Source organism: Pseudomonas sp. 21LCFQ010, assembly GCF_024129905.1.
Taxonomy (GTDB): Bacteria; Pseudomonadota; Gammaproteobacteria; order Pseudomonadales; family Pseudomonadaceae; genus Aquipseudomonas.
Genome location: NZ_JAMYDZ010000002.1, coordinates 373,832 through 388,586 on the forward strand (window position 1 = coordinate 373,832; position 14,755 = coordinate 388,586).

The 14,755-nt window shown below is 61.3% G+C and carries 10 protein-coding genes; all 10 read right to left on the reverse strand.

Translation table 11 applies throughout. The annotated features are described in order from the left end of the window. Positions 1-7 precede the first annotated feature (7 nt). The 10 genes from NJC38_RS04570 to NJC38_RS04615 all read right to left on the reverse strand — a co-directional run bounded on the left by NJC38_RS04570 (position 8) and on the right by NJC38_RS04615 (position 14,212). A complete protein-coding gene (locus NJC38_RS04570) occupies positions 8-1,180 on the reverse strand; it encodes an alginate O-acetyltransferase (protein WP_253111783.1) in 1,173 nt (390 codons plus the stop codon). Between the two features lie 10 nt (positions 1,181-1,190). Next, the gene (locus tag NJC38_RS04575) at positions 1,191-2,744 is read right to left on the reverse strand and encodes an MBOAT family protein (RefSeq protein WP_045482971.1); all 1,554 of its coding nucleotides are present in this window, start codon (positions 2,742-2,744) and stop codon (positions 1,191-1,193) included. Between the two features lie 161 nt (positions 2,745-2,905). Beyond that, a complete protein-coding gene (locus NJC38_RS04580) occupies positions 2,906-4,030 on the reverse strand; it encodes a mannuronate-specific alginate lyase (protein ID WP_253111784.1) in 1,125 nt (374 codons plus the stop codon). 8 nt (positions 4,031-4,038) lie between these two features. Further along, complete coding sequence (locus tag NJC38_RS04585) at positions 4,039-5,478, reverse strand: alginate O-acetyltransferase (RefSeq protein WP_253111785.1); 1,440 nt, start codon at positions 5,476-5,478, stop codon at positions 4,039-4,041. A gap of 14 nt (positions 5,479-5,492) precedes the next feature. After that, on the reverse strand, positions 5,493-7,103 hold the full coding sequence (algG, locus tag NJC38_RS04590) for a mannuronan 5-epimerase AlgG (RefSeq protein ID WP_253111786.1): 1,611 nt from the start codon (positions 7,101-7,103) through the stop codon (positions 5,493-5,495). 26 nt (positions 7,104-7,129) lie between these two features. Continuing rightward, positions 7,130-8,638 carry an alginate export family protein gene (locus NJC38_RS04595; protein WP_045482966.1) on the reverse strand — a complete coding sequence of 503 codons (1,509 nt, stop codon included), beginning with the start codon at positions 8,636-8,638 and terminating at the stop codon, positions 7,130-7,132. Continuing rightward, the gene (gene algK / locus NJC38_RS04600; protein WP_253111787.1) at positions 8,635-10,074 is read right to left on the reverse strand and encodes an alginate biosynthesis TPR repeat lipoprotein AlgK; all 1,440 of its coding nucleotides are present in this window, start codon (positions 10,072-10,074) and stop codon (positions 8,635-8,637) included. The genes NJC38_RS04595 and algK overlap by 4 nt, the downstream gene beginning before the upstream one ends. Before the next feature lie 2 nt (positions 10,075-10,076). Next, a complete protein-coding gene (locus NJC38_RS04605; protein ID WP_253111788.1) occupies positions 10,077-11,249 on the reverse strand; it encodes an alginate biosynthesis protein Alg44 in 1,173 nt (390 codons plus the stop codon). Positions 11,250-11,289: 40 nt separating this feature from the next. Then, positions 11,290-12,774 carry a mannuronan synthase gene (gene alg8, locus NJC38_RS04610; RefSeq protein WP_253111864.1) on the reverse strand — a complete coding sequence of 495 codons (1,485 nt, stop codon included), beginning with the start codon at positions 12,772-12,774 and terminating at the stop codon, positions 11,290-11,292. 121 nt (positions 12,775-12,895) lie between these two features. Then, positions 12,896-14,212, reverse strand: coding sequence for a nucleotide sugar dehydrogenase (locus tag NJC38_RS04615; protein ID WP_045482961.1), 1,317 nt, complete (start codon positions 14,210-14,212; stop codon positions 12,896-12,898). Between the last annotated feature and the right edge of the window lie 543 nt (positions 14,213-14,755).

The window sequence follows — 14,755 nt, forward strand, 5'->3', positions numbered from 1 at the left end:
AGTCCTCTCAGTTTTGCGCCCGCTCGGGCGACTCGGATGGTTGGGTGTTCTGTGCCAGGTTGTCCTGGCTGGCTTGCGGCTTTTTCAGTTGGGCGATCCAGTTGGCATCGAATTCACCCAGGTCGTTGTGTACCGGCAGGTAGCGCTCGGGGAATTCCCAGATCACCACTTGTGGCGCGTTGTTTTTGAACTCTTCGGTCTGCAGGTACTTGAGCATTGGCAGTACTGGGCCGTGACCGTCTTCGGCGTAGTTGACGACATCACTGCGCAGCGCCTGCTTGAGTGCCCCCAGGAAGTTCCAGTTCGGGTTGGCGCTGTAGCTGGTGCCGACCAGGCCCACCGGGATTTCGCTGTCGGCGAACAGCGCCTCGTCACCTTCACTGGCGCCACCGACTGCTTCGGTGTTGCGCTTTTGCAGGGCATCGGGCTTGGGCAGCAGGTTGCTGAACAACGGATCGAGCGGCAGGAAGTTGGTCAGGTCGCCCTTGTACTCGGCAGTGCCTTGCTCAGCGGTGACGAAGGTCTGCTCACCATTGAGTTGCACCTGGCGGTCAATGGCCATGCCCAGTTGCTGCGCGGCGACTTCGGCACCCAGCGGGGTCCAGTGGGTGTCGGTGCGCAGGAATACCTGGCCACGCTGCTTGGCGTCCTTGAGCGGTTGCAGCAGGTCAGGGGCAAGAATGCCGGCCTGGGCGACCTGTTGATGGAAGCGCTGGTACAGATCGGCATGCAGGCGCGCCGGGGTGTGTTCACCGATGAACTCAGGGTACAGGCGGGTCTTGGCCGGAATGATCGCCAGCACCAGCTTCACGTCCTGTTTGTTCAGGGTGTCTTGCACACCGCGAACCAGCGCCAGGTTGTCGGCCAGGTTTTTTTCGCCGCCGGCGATGGCGTCAAACTCTTCATCGGTGAACAGCCACTGGTCCTCACCCAGGACTACACCGGGGCGGCCCTCGTTGAACAGTTTGTAGTCCAGCGCCGCCCACAAGTTGGTGCTCAGGCGCTTGATCGGAAACTCATCGTCGTAATGAGTTTCCACCGCCTTGGTCCAGCGTCCGTTGAGTACCGTCTGTTGTGGGGTCTTGGTGAAGCTGGCGAAACTGCCCAGCGACCAGAGCCCCAGCACGATCAGCAGGCTCATGAATACCGCGATGTAGAGGATGCGTAATGAACGGGTCATGTCAGGCCCCTCAGAACTGGAAGTACAGGAACGGCGAGAAACTCTGCGCCGACAGTTTCAGGATCGACGCGATGAACAGCAGCAGCACCAGCACGCGCATCGCGTAGCGTGGCCAGTCAGCCTGCCAGTAGGCCGCCTGCACATTGGCTTCGCGGCCCACGGTGAAGCCCGGCTCATGGATGCTGCCAGCGGCATCGCCCGGGACCGCTTTGATGGTGCCAGGCTGGTCAGTGGCCGGGCCGTCGGCCTTGGCCTTGCCTTGTTTGGCCGGCCGGTCGCTGTAGAAGTCGCGCAGGCCAAAGAACGCCAGGGTCGCGTAAGCCAGCACCATGGTTGCGATCTGCAGGCCGGTCAGGTTGGCGCGGGTCAGTTCCGACAACTGCCAGTCGCTGAAGCTGAACATCGCGCTGTACATGCGGGTGGCCACGTGCAGGTTCTCGGCACGGAAGATCACCCAGCCGATGACCACCAGCAGGAAGGTGAACGCCCAGCGGATCACGTTGAAGCTGTAAGGCTTGGTGTTGATGCCCACGGCTTTCTCGATGGCCAGCCAGATACCGTGCCAGGCGCCCCAGATCACGTAGGTGATGTTTGCGCCGTGCCACAGGCCGCCAAGCAGCATGGTCAGGAACAGGTTGCGGTAGGTGGCGATCTTGCCGCCGCGGTTGCCGCCCAGGGTGATGTACAGGTAGTCGCGCAGCCAGGTCGACAGGCTGATGTGCCAGCGCCGCCAGAATTCGGTGATCGACTGGCTGATGTACGGCTGTTTGAAGTTCTCCATGAAGCGAAAGCCCATCATCAGGCCCAGGCCGATGGCCATGTCGCTGTAGCCGGAGAAGTCGAAGTACAGCTGTGCGGTATAGGCCAGCGCACCCAGCCACGCATCACCGGTGCTGGGGTTCTCCAGCGCGAAGCAATGGTCGGCGACCACGGCCAGGGTGTCGGCGATGAACACCTTCTTGATGAAGCCCTGCATGAATCGCGTGCAGCCTTCGGAGAACTTGTCCAGGGTGTGGGTGCGGTTGTTGAACTGGTCGGCCAGGTCACGAAAACGCAGTACGGGACCGGCGATCAGGTGCGGGAAGATCGCCACGAACGCGGCAAAGTCGATCAGGTTACGGGTCGCCGGTGTGTCACCCCGGTAGACGTCGATGATGTAGCTGATGGACTCGAAGATGTAGAACGAGATACCGATCGGCAACAGTACGTGGGTCAGGATGAACGGCTCCAGGCCCATGGACGTCATGATGGCGTTGAGGCTGTCGACACCGAAGTTGGCGTACTTGAAGTAGCCCAGGATGCACAGGTCGACCGCCACCCCCAACAGCAGCCAGCGCTGCGCCGTCTTGGTCCGTACCCCGGCGGCGCCCACCTTCAGGCCGATCCAGTAGTTCCACACCGTAACGGCGATGAACAGGCTCAGGAAGTCGATACGCCACCAGGCGTAGAAAATGTAGCTGGCGATCAGCAACAGCAGGTTGCGGTAGCGTTGCCCGCTCACGTAGTACAAGCCGAGGAAGATCGGCAAGAACAGGAACAGGAACACGTTGGATGAAAACACCATCCGTCTTTACTCCGTCAGTCCGGCAATAAGGGCCAATGCCCCCCCAAACCCCCCTATGAAAAACAGGGGGGACATCGCATCGCTATCTGCAGGAGCGGCTTGAACCGCGAAATTCGCTATGAATCATTCGCGGCTCAAGCCGCTCCTACGGTGTTACCCAATCACTGGTTGTCACGGTCGTGATTAGGGTCATAGACCCGGGTCAGGTCCCCGCCCAGGCGGAAGGTCTTGAACGGCTGCTTTTCGTGCTTTTCCTCCAGCACCTCGGCATCACAGGTGTAGAGGCTGCAGTACGGTTCCAGCCAGGCGAATTTCGGGTCCTTCTTCAGATCCGTCATGTCCTGCTTCTCGCCACCACGGTCGGCAAACTCGTCCGGGTCGCGTACCCCTTCAAGCACCCGTTGGGCCAGGCGCTGCAACGCCGCGTTGTTTTCCTGGCGCAGGTCCACACCATTGGCGCGGGCGAAACTGGCGACCATCGCCAGCGGCGGCAGGGCGTAGTTGTGATAAGCCAGCGCGCGTTGGCGACGTTTCATTTCATTGGGCAGGAAGCCTTCCGGGCTGACCTGATTGGCGGCGACCCGGAACTCTTTGACGGCCCAGTCGAACAGGTCGCGGCGGTTGGTCGCCACGGCGGTGGCCATGACTGACCAGGCGGCCCAGTACGAGTGGTTGTTGATTTTTTCCAGCGGCAGGTTGCTCCAGTCGCTGATCACCAGGTCACCGAGCTTGCTGAACCAGGCTTCGATTTCCTGGGCCTGCTGCTGATGGTTGGCCAGCGGCCGCGAGTCGGAGAACTTCAGCCGCAGGTACGCCGCCGACATGCTGCCCAGCGCCCATTTGCGCATCGACTTGCCGGTATGGTTGAACTCCTGCGACTCAAGCGCACCGGCGCGGGCCCAGGTGGTCAGGATGTTGAGCGCGCAATCGAGCTGCTCGGGGCGGCCGTCACGCATGTATTGCATGACCACCTTGCTCACCCCGCGCTCCAGATCGGTGATGTCCTGGGTGGCGTTACGAAAGGCTTTTTCAGCGTCTTCGTTAAGGGTTGCACGGGCCTTGTCAGAGCCCTCGTACTTGCTGCGAAACACCAGCGCACCGGTATACGGCTGCGGGATGGCGGCACAACTGAAGTTGTGATCGCCGGTTTTCATCTTCTCGATGGGGGCCGAGTAACCCTGGGGCGGAATCAGCGGCGCTGCTGCCGCAGCCGCGCCGCTCCAGGCGGTCGCAGCCAGAATGGCCAGCGACAGCAGGGCGGGGCGGACAGGTCGGGATATCTGCATAAGTCACCTCATAATCCGGCTTGCGCAGAATGCTGTTGGGTACCTGGCAATGCATTGCGTTTGCACACCTGGGCTTTGACTTTCTGTGGCTCACTACCTGCTTCGGGTCCTTCGATTTCCAGGGCCAGCAGTTGCTGGCTGGCCCAGTCTTCGTCTTCGCGCAGGTCGAAGGCGAAGCGTCCATCAGTGTCGGCGGTTTCCGGTTTTTCGATCTTCAGGTCTTCATGGCGGCCGTTCATGTACCACAGGCGCGCCTTGAGGGTTTTTACCGACGTGTCTTCAAACTGGATGTCGACCCGGTTGGCCGAGTTGCGAATGTCCTTGATGCCGTTCTTGCCGTTGACCAGCACTTCGTTGTTGCCGGGCTTGAGGCTGGTTTCAGCGCTGAGCACCGCAGGCTTGGCATCGCAGCCGTCATCGAGCAGGGCAAACATCTGCCGCCAGATACTGTCCTGGTCCAGGCGGTACAGTGGCGAGAATTCCCAGACGATGATTTTCGGCGGATTGTTGTGGAAGTCTTCGCTGCCCAGATACTGGATCATCGCGCCTTCCAGGCCGCCACCGGGGAAGGCCACGTTGAGCACGTCGGCACCGATGTATTCCTGCAGGAAACCGCCGAAGTTGTAGTTCTTGCCGCTGTGGCTGGTGCCGACCAGGGTGATCTTCGGGTTACCCGAGTCGCCGAACAGGTCGCCGTCACCGGCTTCGCCCTTGGGCTCAGTGGCGAACTGGTCCATGTACTGGATCGCATAGCTGGTGCCACACAGCTGGCCGGCCATGTTGTGCAGGGTGCCGGTCTTGCCCATGCGCCCGGACTTGTGGCTTTCGAATTCGCGCTTGGGAATCTCGTCGAAGCCCGGGATCTGCTTCACCGTCTCGGCCACCACCTTGGCGGTGCGCTGGGCGCCGTAAGGGGTCCAGTGCTGGTCACCACGGAAGTAGAAATCCTGGTCTTGGGTTTCACTGGTCAGCGGGCTCAGGTCCGGAACCCAGTAACCCATCTTGCTGAAGCGGCCGAGCATCGCCTGGTAATTCTTCAGCGCGGTGTCGTAGTCGTATTTGGCGCGGTCCTGCGGCAGCAGCTTGTTGCGGTCGACCATGCCACGGGTTGGCTGATAAACCACCACCAGGTCAATGCCCTTGCGCTTGAAGGCGCGTTGCAGTTCTTGCAGGCGCTTATAGCCGGCCGGCGTGGTGTCGAACTCGGTGCGCAGGTCTTCTTTGGTACGGAACAGCCAGTCGCCCTCAGCCTGAATCAGGGTGGTGAAGTTCTGCTGATAGCGGGTGGTGTAGTTACTGGCATCATGGGCGGCCGGGCACAGTTGGCAGCACGGCTGGGCAGTGAAGTCCGGTGCCAGGCTGTCGTCGGCCCGCGCGGCGCCGGCAGCGGCCATCAGGCCCAGGGTCAGGCTGGACAGGCCCAGCCATTTGATCAGGTGGCTATGCATGGAAGTCTCTCGGCTCATTGGCGCAGCTCGCTCTGGCTTTCGACGGGATCGATCAGGACGGCGCGTTTCTGGCGCACCAGCAGATCGAGGATCTGCTCCTGGTTTTCGCCCAGTACGCCGTTGAAGGTGATGCCATTGCTTTTGGTCGGTGCCAGCATGGCCACGTTGTAGAGTTCGACGCTCAGCGGCGAGTCGATTGCCAGCGGGCCGGAACCGTTGCTGGCCAGCTGGCCGCCGACCACGATCAGCGAAACTTCGGCGTCGAACGGGTCCAGGTCGATGTCGCGGTCGGTGTCGTTCAAGTCCTTGATGTGGCCGTAGACGCCCATCAGGCCATTGCCCAGAGCAAGGTTGTCGTAGAGCTTGATGTTGGTGCTGTTACGCACCCGGATACCGTGGCGACGGTTGGCCACCACCCGATTGCCCCACAACAGGTTGTTGCCGCTCTCGTACAGGGTGATGCCGTCGGTGTGGTTCTGGTAAATCTCGTTGAAGGCGACGATATTGCCGACGCTGTTACGGTCCAGGACCACGCCGGAGAGCTTGTTGTCGTAGCTCTTGTTGCGAAAGATGAAGCTGTTGTCCACCTCGCGGGAAATGATGATCCCGTGCTTCTTCTTGGTTCCGTACACGGTGTTCTCGGCGATGATCAGCCCGTGCGAGCGGTCGTGCGGGTCGATGCCGTAGACGATGTTGTCGCGGTAGGTGCTGCCCTTGATCACGAAGTTTTCGGTTTCATAGCAGTAGAAGCCGTACCACAGGTCCGAGAATTCCGAGTCAATGATCCAGCCGGTCGGCTCGGGGCGGTTAAGCACCTTGGCCGCATTGGGCGTGTACTGGGAAATACTCACACCGTAAGACTTGCTCTGGTCATAACCCAGGCTGGCCATCTTGCTGCTGGCGATCCAGGTCTGCGAGCCGCCCCAGCTAAGCAGGAACGGGCGGAATTCGCCGGCCTTGCGCCAGGTGGAATGGCCGTTGCGGGTCTCGCTCCAGCCGTTGACCTGGGTGTTGGCGATCAGCAGCTTGCCTTCGTTGACCAGAAATGCGCCGCGCTCCTGAGACAGGCGCAGTTCGGTGGTGCGCTTGTCGATTTCCAGGCTGCCGGTTTGCTTGACCAGAATCGGCACGCGGGCGATGAATACGCCGGGCGACACTTCGCTGAGCATCTGTTTGGGCACTTGGCGGGCCACATCCTGCAGGCTGGCATAGCCGTTCTCGACCACGATGATCTGCGGGATACCGCGCTGGCGCGCCACCCACTCGGCCATCTTGTTGTCGCCGCCGACGAACTCCTTCATGCCGGTTTCTTCATCCATCATTCGCGTGACACGGACCTTGCCTTTGGCGCTGCGGTCGATCTTTTGCAGCGCAGCCTCGGTGGTGTAGCCGGACAGGTCGGGCAGCTCGGGGGTCTGCATCGCCAGCGGCTCGGCCGGTGGGCTGGTGATGGTGTAGGTCTTGGCCTGTTGCAGCTCCTTGACCACCGACTTGGCCGGTTCGCTGACCACCGGGGTGTTGGCCAGTGCGGCACTGGCCACCAGCAAGGCGCTGCCCAGCACTGCGCTTTCGAGCAGGGTATGCGGCCAATGGCGCGGCCTGGCGTTGTTGATCTGACGATTCATTTCATCGCACTCCTTGGGCCGTCGCTTCAGAAGCGCCAGATGACGTCGACAATGGCGCGATGCATGTAGCTGTCGACCTGGTCGTGATAGGCATCACCCGGCTTGAACACCCCGGCGCGCAGGCGCACCAGCGCCGACGGCTCATCGAACGACTGGCTCAACGCTGCCGGCAGCAGGCCTTGTTTGAAGTACTTGGTGACCACCAGGTCCATCTCCTGACCCAGATCCTTACGGCCGTCTTCCAGCGGCAGGGAGCTGAAGGTATTGGTCGGGATGCCGCTGGCATCGATCACTTCACGGGTCGGGTTGATCCCGGCGCCACCGATGCCGGCGTTGCCATCGACGCGGCGGAACTTGTGGTAGATCAGCGAGGCGTCGTACTCCTCGTTGAACTGCCAGGAGGCGAACAGCGAAGCGCTTTCGACGTTGGCCATTTCACCCTGGAAGGCTTCACCGAAGCGGTGCACGCGCGAGCGGGTGCCGGTCCAGTTCGAGCGGTTGCTCTCCAGGCCGTTCTGTTCGTAATCCTTGCTGGCGCGCGAGTACGCGGCGCCGACTTGCCATTGCGGGTCCAGACGCAGGCGGATGCCCAGGTCGGTCGCCCAGCCATTGACGTTACGCCCGGTCTTGTCGCCGGCCAGGTACTGGTCGGTGGTGTTGTCGTAGTTGGCGCCGATCTGGTCGCGGTTACCGGTCAGCCAGGTCAGGCTGCCCCAGTAATTGACGGTGTGGGTATTGCGATGGTTATAGGCATCGCTGTCGACGTTCAGGCCGACCCAGGTCAGGTCGCCATTGGCGGTCTTGTCCAGATCGTCGAGCACTTCGCCGCTGCGCTTGAGCTTGCCGTCGTCATGGCTGTGGTGGGCGCGGATGCCGGCCCAGTGGCCTGGCGTCCATTGATAGCTGGCCGAGCCGAACAGGTGCTGACGGTCTTCGTCTTCCGGCGCCAGTTCGGTGAGGTCGGTGCGGTACTCGCTGAAACGCTGAGCGGCACCCAGTTCGGCACGCAGCAGGGTGGTGTCGAAGGTCCAGTTCAGCGCTTCGATATTGGTGTCGTGCCACTGGCCATCAGCGTTGCGCAGGCGCTGGCGGCCGAATTTGAGTACTTCCCCGGGGTAGGGGGTGAAGCCGCTGTAGCCGATCCAGAATTCACGCAGCGCGGCGTAGGTCTTGTCGACTTCACGCTCGCTGGCGTTACCGCGGGAGATCTGCGTGCCGCTCTGGCCATTGCTGTCGATGGTGGTCTGTTCCAGCGGGTCGGTCTGGATGGTATCGGTGGCGGTGACCACCTGGCCCATGGCGTAGCCGCTCCAGTTGCCGCGCTCGCCGTATACCCAGGGGCGCAGGTCCAGGCCGATACCCTTGACGTCACCGCCGGAGCGGGTGCCCAGGTCGCGGTCATCCTCGCTTTGCGCGGTGATCTTCGCTTCCAGGCCGAAGTTTTTTTCTTCAGTCATGGCGGCCAGCGTCGGGCAGGCCCACAGCAGGGTGAAACCAAGGCCCATGCCAGCGGCCATCAAAGGGTTCAGCTTCATAGTGCTTCCTCACCGTCGTCTTTTTGCAGGGTCTGCAGGACCAGCGCGTTCTGGCTGGCGGTCGCGCCCCGGGCTTTTTGCTCGCGTTGCAACAGCTGCTGGGCAGCGGCGAGTTGTGCGGGTGACAGTTGTGGGTTGATCTGCTGGGCCAGTTCATCGGCCTGCGGGGTCGGATTGTGGGTCTTGGCCAGTTGGCTGAAGACCCAGGCATTGACCAGGTCAGGCTTGATGCCGCGGCCCTGGGAAAACAGCTGCGCCAGGGCGAAGTCCGCGCTGGCCTGCCCGCCACGGGCGGCGAGCAGCAGTTCATCCACGGCTTTTTGCGGGTATACCTGACCCAGATAGCCACGGCGGTACAGCTGGCCCAGGTAGTAGTGGGCAGACAGTTCGCTGGCACTGGCCTTGCTCAAGTGCTGCTCGGCTTTCTTCGCGTCAGCCGGTACCCATTTACCTTCGTAGTAGAGTCGGCCCAGCAGCAGTTCGGCGCGCGGCTGGTCGGCAGCGCGGCCGTTGTCCAGGTACTCCATCATCTTGTCGACGTCGCCCAGCTCCGGGAAGTCGTAGAGCAGCTTGGCCAGGGTGACCCATGACACCGGGTAGCCCGGCGCGATGCCTTCGAGCAATTGCTGAGCGGTTTGCGGATCAGGGCTGCCGACCTGCGCATCGCCCAGTACCCGGGCCACGCTGTCGACGCGCTGGGCGTCGACCCGGCCGGCCGAGTAGGCACTTCTGAGCTGGTCGAGCAGGGCTTTTTGCTGGTCGGCCTGGCCACGGGTCTGGTAGACCGTGGCCAGTTCGACGTAGCACATGTCGGTGCTGGCCAGCGCCTGTTTGCAGATGCTCTCGACTTCATCCAGATGCTGCTCGTAGGTGCCTTGGGTGCGGTACAGAACGATCTGTGCCAGGCCGGCTTCGGCATAGCCCATGCTGCGCCACTGGCTGATCTGCTGCTGGGCGTTGACCTCAGGGAAGCTGTGCGGGTATTGCAGGTAAAGCATGGCCAGCGCCAACAGGCTGCCAGACTCGCCGCTGGCGAAGGCTTTTTGCAGCAGCCCTTGGGCTTCTTTGCGTTCGGCATTGGTGGCGTCGGGCTTGGCGGCCAGCAGCCGGCCCAGGCGTGACTGGGCGCGTGGCGAAGTGGCCGCCGCAGCCCGGTAGGTGGCCTCGGCCTCCTTGAGGCGGGCCGGGTCACCGCTGGCCACCTGAATGTCGGCCAGACCGACCTGGGCATCGCTGTAACCCAGCTCGGCCAGTTGCCGATAGTTGCGCTCCGCCAGGGCAGTATCGCCGTTCTGCATGGCTTCATTGGCCAGGCGCTGATCGGGCAGGCCGGCGCAGCCAGCCAGGGTCACAGCCAGTCCCAGAGCAACAGCCTGGCCCAATGTGGTCGCGGACAGCAGCGGGAAGATCGACGAGCGTCGAAGCGGACGGTTCATGATTACAGACCTGCAGCCACGGCTTTATCGATCAGCCAGTTCATCGACGGGCCGCGATCACTGACCACTTCCACCGGACGACCGATGAAGGCGCTGCTCAGCGACTCGTCAGGCTTGATTTGCACGCGAATGTCGGTCGACAGGTCGTTATTGGTCAGGTTGGCGCTGCTGACCACCCGGCCGGTGCGCACCTGGTCTTCGCCGGCGATCTGGAAGCTGACTTGGGTGCCGGGCTTGACGTCACGGAACTGGCGATAGGTGAAGCGGGCTTCAACAGTGGCCGGGGTGTTGCGTGGCACCAATTGGAAGATCACCTGGCCCTTGGAGGCATATTGGCCGTCGGCTACCAGTTGGCGAGCCACAACGCAGTCGCACGGGCTGGTCAGGGTGCCGCTCAGTTGCTTGCCGTACAGCTCTTCAATCTTCGCCGGTTGCAGGTCTTCACCGGCCAGGCCGCCCTTGAGCATCTCCAGCATGTTGGTGTTGAACGAGGCCAGTGGCGCGCCTTTCTCGGCCTCGTGGTTGACCTGCACCAGGCTTTGCAGCGTGCCTTCGCGAGGCATGGTCACGTCCAGGCTCGGTACGGTGACAAGGCCGGCCGAGGCGTGGCTGACGAAGTACAGGCCGTAGACGGTTTTGAGAATGAAGCCGAACGCACCCAGGCCGACAATGAAAATCCCCAGGCTGAAGGTCACGGCGCGCAGCCGTCCGAAGAAGCCCATGCCGCCTTCGCCGGCCTTGTTCTTGCGCGGCCGGGTGAAGTTATCGCGTTGCAGGGTGGCCAGTACTTCGCCAACGCTGACGATGTCGCCGGCCAGGTGCGAGGTAATCAGGTGGCGCAGGGTGGCGATGTCCTGCGGCTCAAGGTTCTGGAACTGCGCACCGACCCGGCCGGTGGTGGGGTTGATCGACTGGATCAGCAACTCGACGTCCATGGCCAGGCCCAGGTTGTCGACCAGAAACTGCATGCGCGCCTTGATCACTTCGCCGACGCGCAAGGCTTGCGGGTTCGGGGCGATGTAGCTCAGGCCGCCGGCACTGAGGTCTTCGACCTTGACCAGCGGCGCGTTGGGCGCCCCGTTGAGCAGGCGCAGTTTGGCCGGCAGCTTGACTCGGGCGTGCTGGCGCTGGGCTTCGGATTCATGCACGACATTGGCGTTCACGGCGGTATTCATGGTGAGTTTTCCTGATTGATCGATTGATTCAGAGGCCCGGTCAGACCATGGTCAGCAACACAGCGACAAAAATGCTGCCGGCTGAAAAGGTCATGGTTCGGGACGACCAGGTGTTGAACCAGCCTTGGAAGCTGGCCATGTCGCGGCTGAGTTTGGTGTCCTGGCGGGTCCAGGACTGACGATCCAGGCGGAAGAACACGTAGATCTTCATCAGGGCGCCGACGATCTGGTTGTAATAGAGAATGATCGGGTAGGCCGGGCCGATCCGGTGCCCCGAGCAGGCCAGCAACAGGGTCAGGATCAGGCGGGTAATACCGATCCAGAGCAGGTACATCAGCAGGAACGCGCCGCCGTATTTGAAGCTGGCGATGATCGCCACGGTCAGGCCCAGAATCGAAGTCCACATCGACACGCGCTGGTCAAACAGCACGATGCTGGTGAAGATGCCCAGGCGTCGCACGCCCAGCCCCAGGGCGCGGGAGTTCTGCCGCAGGTTATTGCCGTACCAGCGGTACATCAGCTTGCGGCTGGCTTTCAGGAAGCTTTTCTCTGGCGGGTGCTCCACGGTATTGATGGCGGCGTCGGGCACATAAAAGGTGTCGTAACCCAGACGCATCAGGCTGAACCAGCTGGATTTATCGTCGCCAGTCAAAAAGCGGAAGGTGCCCAGGCGCCAGTGGTGCAGCGAGTCGGCCTCGACGTCGGCAATAAATTCCGGGTCGGTGACCACGCTGGCGCGGAACACCGACATCCGTCCGGTCATGGTCAGTACCCGCTTGGACAGGGCCATCGAGCACATGTTGATGTGCCGCTGGGCGAAGCGCAGCTTGTGCCACTCGCTCATCACGTAGCCGCCGAGCACTTCGCAGAATTCGTTGGTGGTCAGGCCACCGACATTGGGAAACAGGTGAAACCACGGCACGGTCTTTTTCACCACGCCTTTGTTGAGCACGGTATCGCCGTCGATCACTGCCACCACCGCACGGTCATCGGGCATGTGCCGGGAGATGGCGCGAAAGCCATAGGCCAGGCCGTCACGTTTGCCGGTGCCGGGAATCCGGACGAAATCCAGGCTGACCCGCTCTGGTGGATTGAGGCGCTCCCAGAGGCTTTTGACCAGCAACTCGTCAGACAGCTCGACCAGCGAGCAGACCACGGTGGTCGGCAGGCCGCAGTCGATGGCTTCCTGAATGACCGAGCTGTACACCTGGGCGGTGGTGCTGGCATCGATCCTAAAGCTGGTAACCATCAGGAACACGTGGGAAGGGTTGGCTTGCTCGCCCAGCTTGCGCATTTTGCGGCGCAGGCGCGGGTAGACCACGTAGAGAAACAGCATGCCGCGCACAAAGTGCGTGGCGCCCATCGAGTAACGCCAGATACCGACGATACCGATGAGGAAAATGAAGTTCTTCGACTGCGAGTCGAAGATGCTGGTTGGCAGCGCAGTCACCAGCGCACCCAGCAGAGTCAGGTAAAACAGCCAACCGGCAGCCTGCAAAAGGCCGTTTTTAAGCCTGTCCATCAGAAGCATCCTTCGGATTAGTTGCAAGCTGTCAGCTGCAAACCACAGGTCAGGAGCATCAGGCTCCGGACTTGGGGCAGCGGCTGACAGCTTGAAGCTTGCCGCTTAAAACTTACTGCTGCGCTTACCAGCAAATGCCTTCGGCGCGGCCGTTTTCAGTGGTCGGTTTGGACATGAAGCCCACCAGATCGACCACCCGCTTGCCTTCCGGCGCTTTGTCGGCCAGCGCGCGGAAGCGCTCATCACGGTTACCCAGAATGATGATGTCCGAGTCGTTGATGACCTTGTCGAAGTCCGCGTTGAGCAGCGAGGAGACGTGGGGGATCTTCGATTCGATGTAGTCTTTGTTGGCACCATGGACGCGGGCATACTCGACGTTGCTGTCGTAGATGCTCAGCTCGAAGCCCTTGCCGATCAGCATCTCGGCCAGCTCCACCAGCGGGCTTTCACGCAGATCGTCAGTGCCGGCCTTGAAGCTCAGACCCAGCAGGCCAACCTTGCGGGTGTCGTGGCTGGCAACGATGTCGAAGGCGTTCTGGACCTGCGAGACGTTGCTGCGCATCAGCGAGTTGAGCAGCGGCGCTTCGACGTCCAGGCTGCCGGCACGGTAGGTCAGGGCGCGGACGTCCTTGGGCAGGCACGAGCCGCCGAAGGCGAAGCCCGGACGCAGGTAGTACTGCGACAGGTTCAGGGTCTTGTCCTGGCAGACCACTTCCATCACTTCACGACCATCGACGCCGACCGCCTTGGCGATGTTGCCGATCTCGTTGGCGAAGGTCACCTTGGTGGCGTGCCACACGTTGCAGGTGTACTTGATCATCTCGGCGACCGCGATGTCCTTGCGGATCACCGGCGCATCCAGCTCTTCGTAAAGCGACTGCAGCACGTCACCGGAGGCTTTGTCGAACTCGCCGATGACGGTCATTGGCGGTTGGTCATAGTCATTGATCGCGGTGCTTTCGCGCAGGAATTCCGGGTTGACTGCCACGCCGAAATCGACGCCGGCCTTCTTGCCCGAGCAATCTTCCAGGATCGGGATCACCACATTGGCGACCGTGCCTGGCAGTACGGTGCTGCGCACAACTACCGTGTGGCGCGAGTTTTTTTCGCGCAGGACGTAACCGATCTCGCGGCACACCGATTCGATGTAATCAAGTTCCAGGTCGCCGTTCTTCTTGCTGGGCGTCCCGACACAGATCATCGACAGGTCAGTACTGCGGATGGCTTCGGAGAAGTCAGTGGTTCCGCGCAGTTTGCCGGTCCGGATACCTTGTTCCAGCAACTCGCCCAGACCGGGCTCGACGATGGGCGACTTACCGTTATTGATCAGGGCAATCTTCTCGGCAGAGATATCTACACCGACAACGTCATGACCCCGTGCAGAAAGGCATCCGGCACACACTGCACCGACATAACCCAAACCAAAAATGCTGATACGCATCGCACTCTCCTCGATTGTAACGCCTAACTAAAAGTTGCTGGGTATGAAACGCGGGCCAGCAGATTCCCTACGTCGGCAGCGGTGACTTATAACAAGTCACTTAACTAACGCAGGCATGTTTAATTTAATGAGTAGCCAAATACAGGGAGGGCCGACTCAATTGACGCCAGGTACACGTGGCAAATAGCCTGTCCGTGAGGGCAGGGGTTTGCTCTGGGAGTCATGTACCACTTACTGAACCGCCTTCATCAGCCCGTAAGATCAGCAACACTGCGGGGCCAGGGCCTCGCCATCCTGTCTCGTCCTGTCTGAAGCGTTCGGCTCAATGTCTTTCCTGTCTGACGTTATAAGTCTATGTATTGATTCGATACCGACAGCCTTGATCATCCCAGTGATCAAACTACGTTGTGGTAACCCCTGTCGCTCTCCGTGTCGCTGTAAGTTATTACCTACATGGTGGGCCTGAATCGTTACGGGATGTAGGAACCTGAGTGGCATGAAATAGTTCCGGGCCACTCGTCCCGTTTTCCGCAGATTTTCAAA

Excerpts from the sequence above, each read along its gene's own strand:
- NJC38_RS04570 (WP_253111783.1), bottom strand. The coding sequence starts at position 1,180 with ATGACCCGTTCATTACGCATCCTCTACATCGCGGTATTCATGAGCCTG.
- NJC38_RS04575 (WP_045482971.1), bottom strand. The coding sequence starts at position 2,744 with ATGGTGTTTTCATCCAACGTGTTCCTGTTCCTGTTCTTGCCGATCTTC.
- NJC38_RS04580 (WP_253111784.1), bottom strand. The coding sequence starts at position 4,030 with ATGCAGATATCCCGACCTGTCCGCCCCGCCCTGCTGTCGCTGGCCATT.
- NJC38_RS04585 (WP_253111785.1), bottom strand. The coding sequence starts at position 5,478 with ATGCATAGCCACCTGATCAAATGGCTGGGCCTGTCCAGCCTGACCCTG.
- algG (WP_253111786.1), bottom strand. The coding sequence starts at position 7,103 with ATGAATCGTCAGATCAACAACGCCAGGCCGCGCCATTGGCCGCATACC.
- NJC38_RS04595 (WP_045482966.1), bottom strand. The coding sequence starts at position 8,638 with ATGAAGCTGAACCCTTTGATGGCCGCTGGCATGGGCCTTGGTTTCACC.
- algK (WP_253111787.1), bottom strand. The coding sequence starts at position 10,074 with ATGAACCGTCCGCTTCGACGCTCGTCGATCTTCCCGCTGCTGTCCGCG.
- NJC38_RS04605 (WP_253111788.1), bottom strand. The coding sequence starts at position 11,249 with ATGAATACCGCCGTGAACGCCAATGTCGTGCATGAATCCGAAGCCCAG.
- NJC38_RS04615 (WP_045482961.1), bottom strand. The coding sequence starts at position 14,212 with ATGCGTATCAGCATTTTTGGTTTGGGTTATGTCGGTGCAGTGTGTGCC.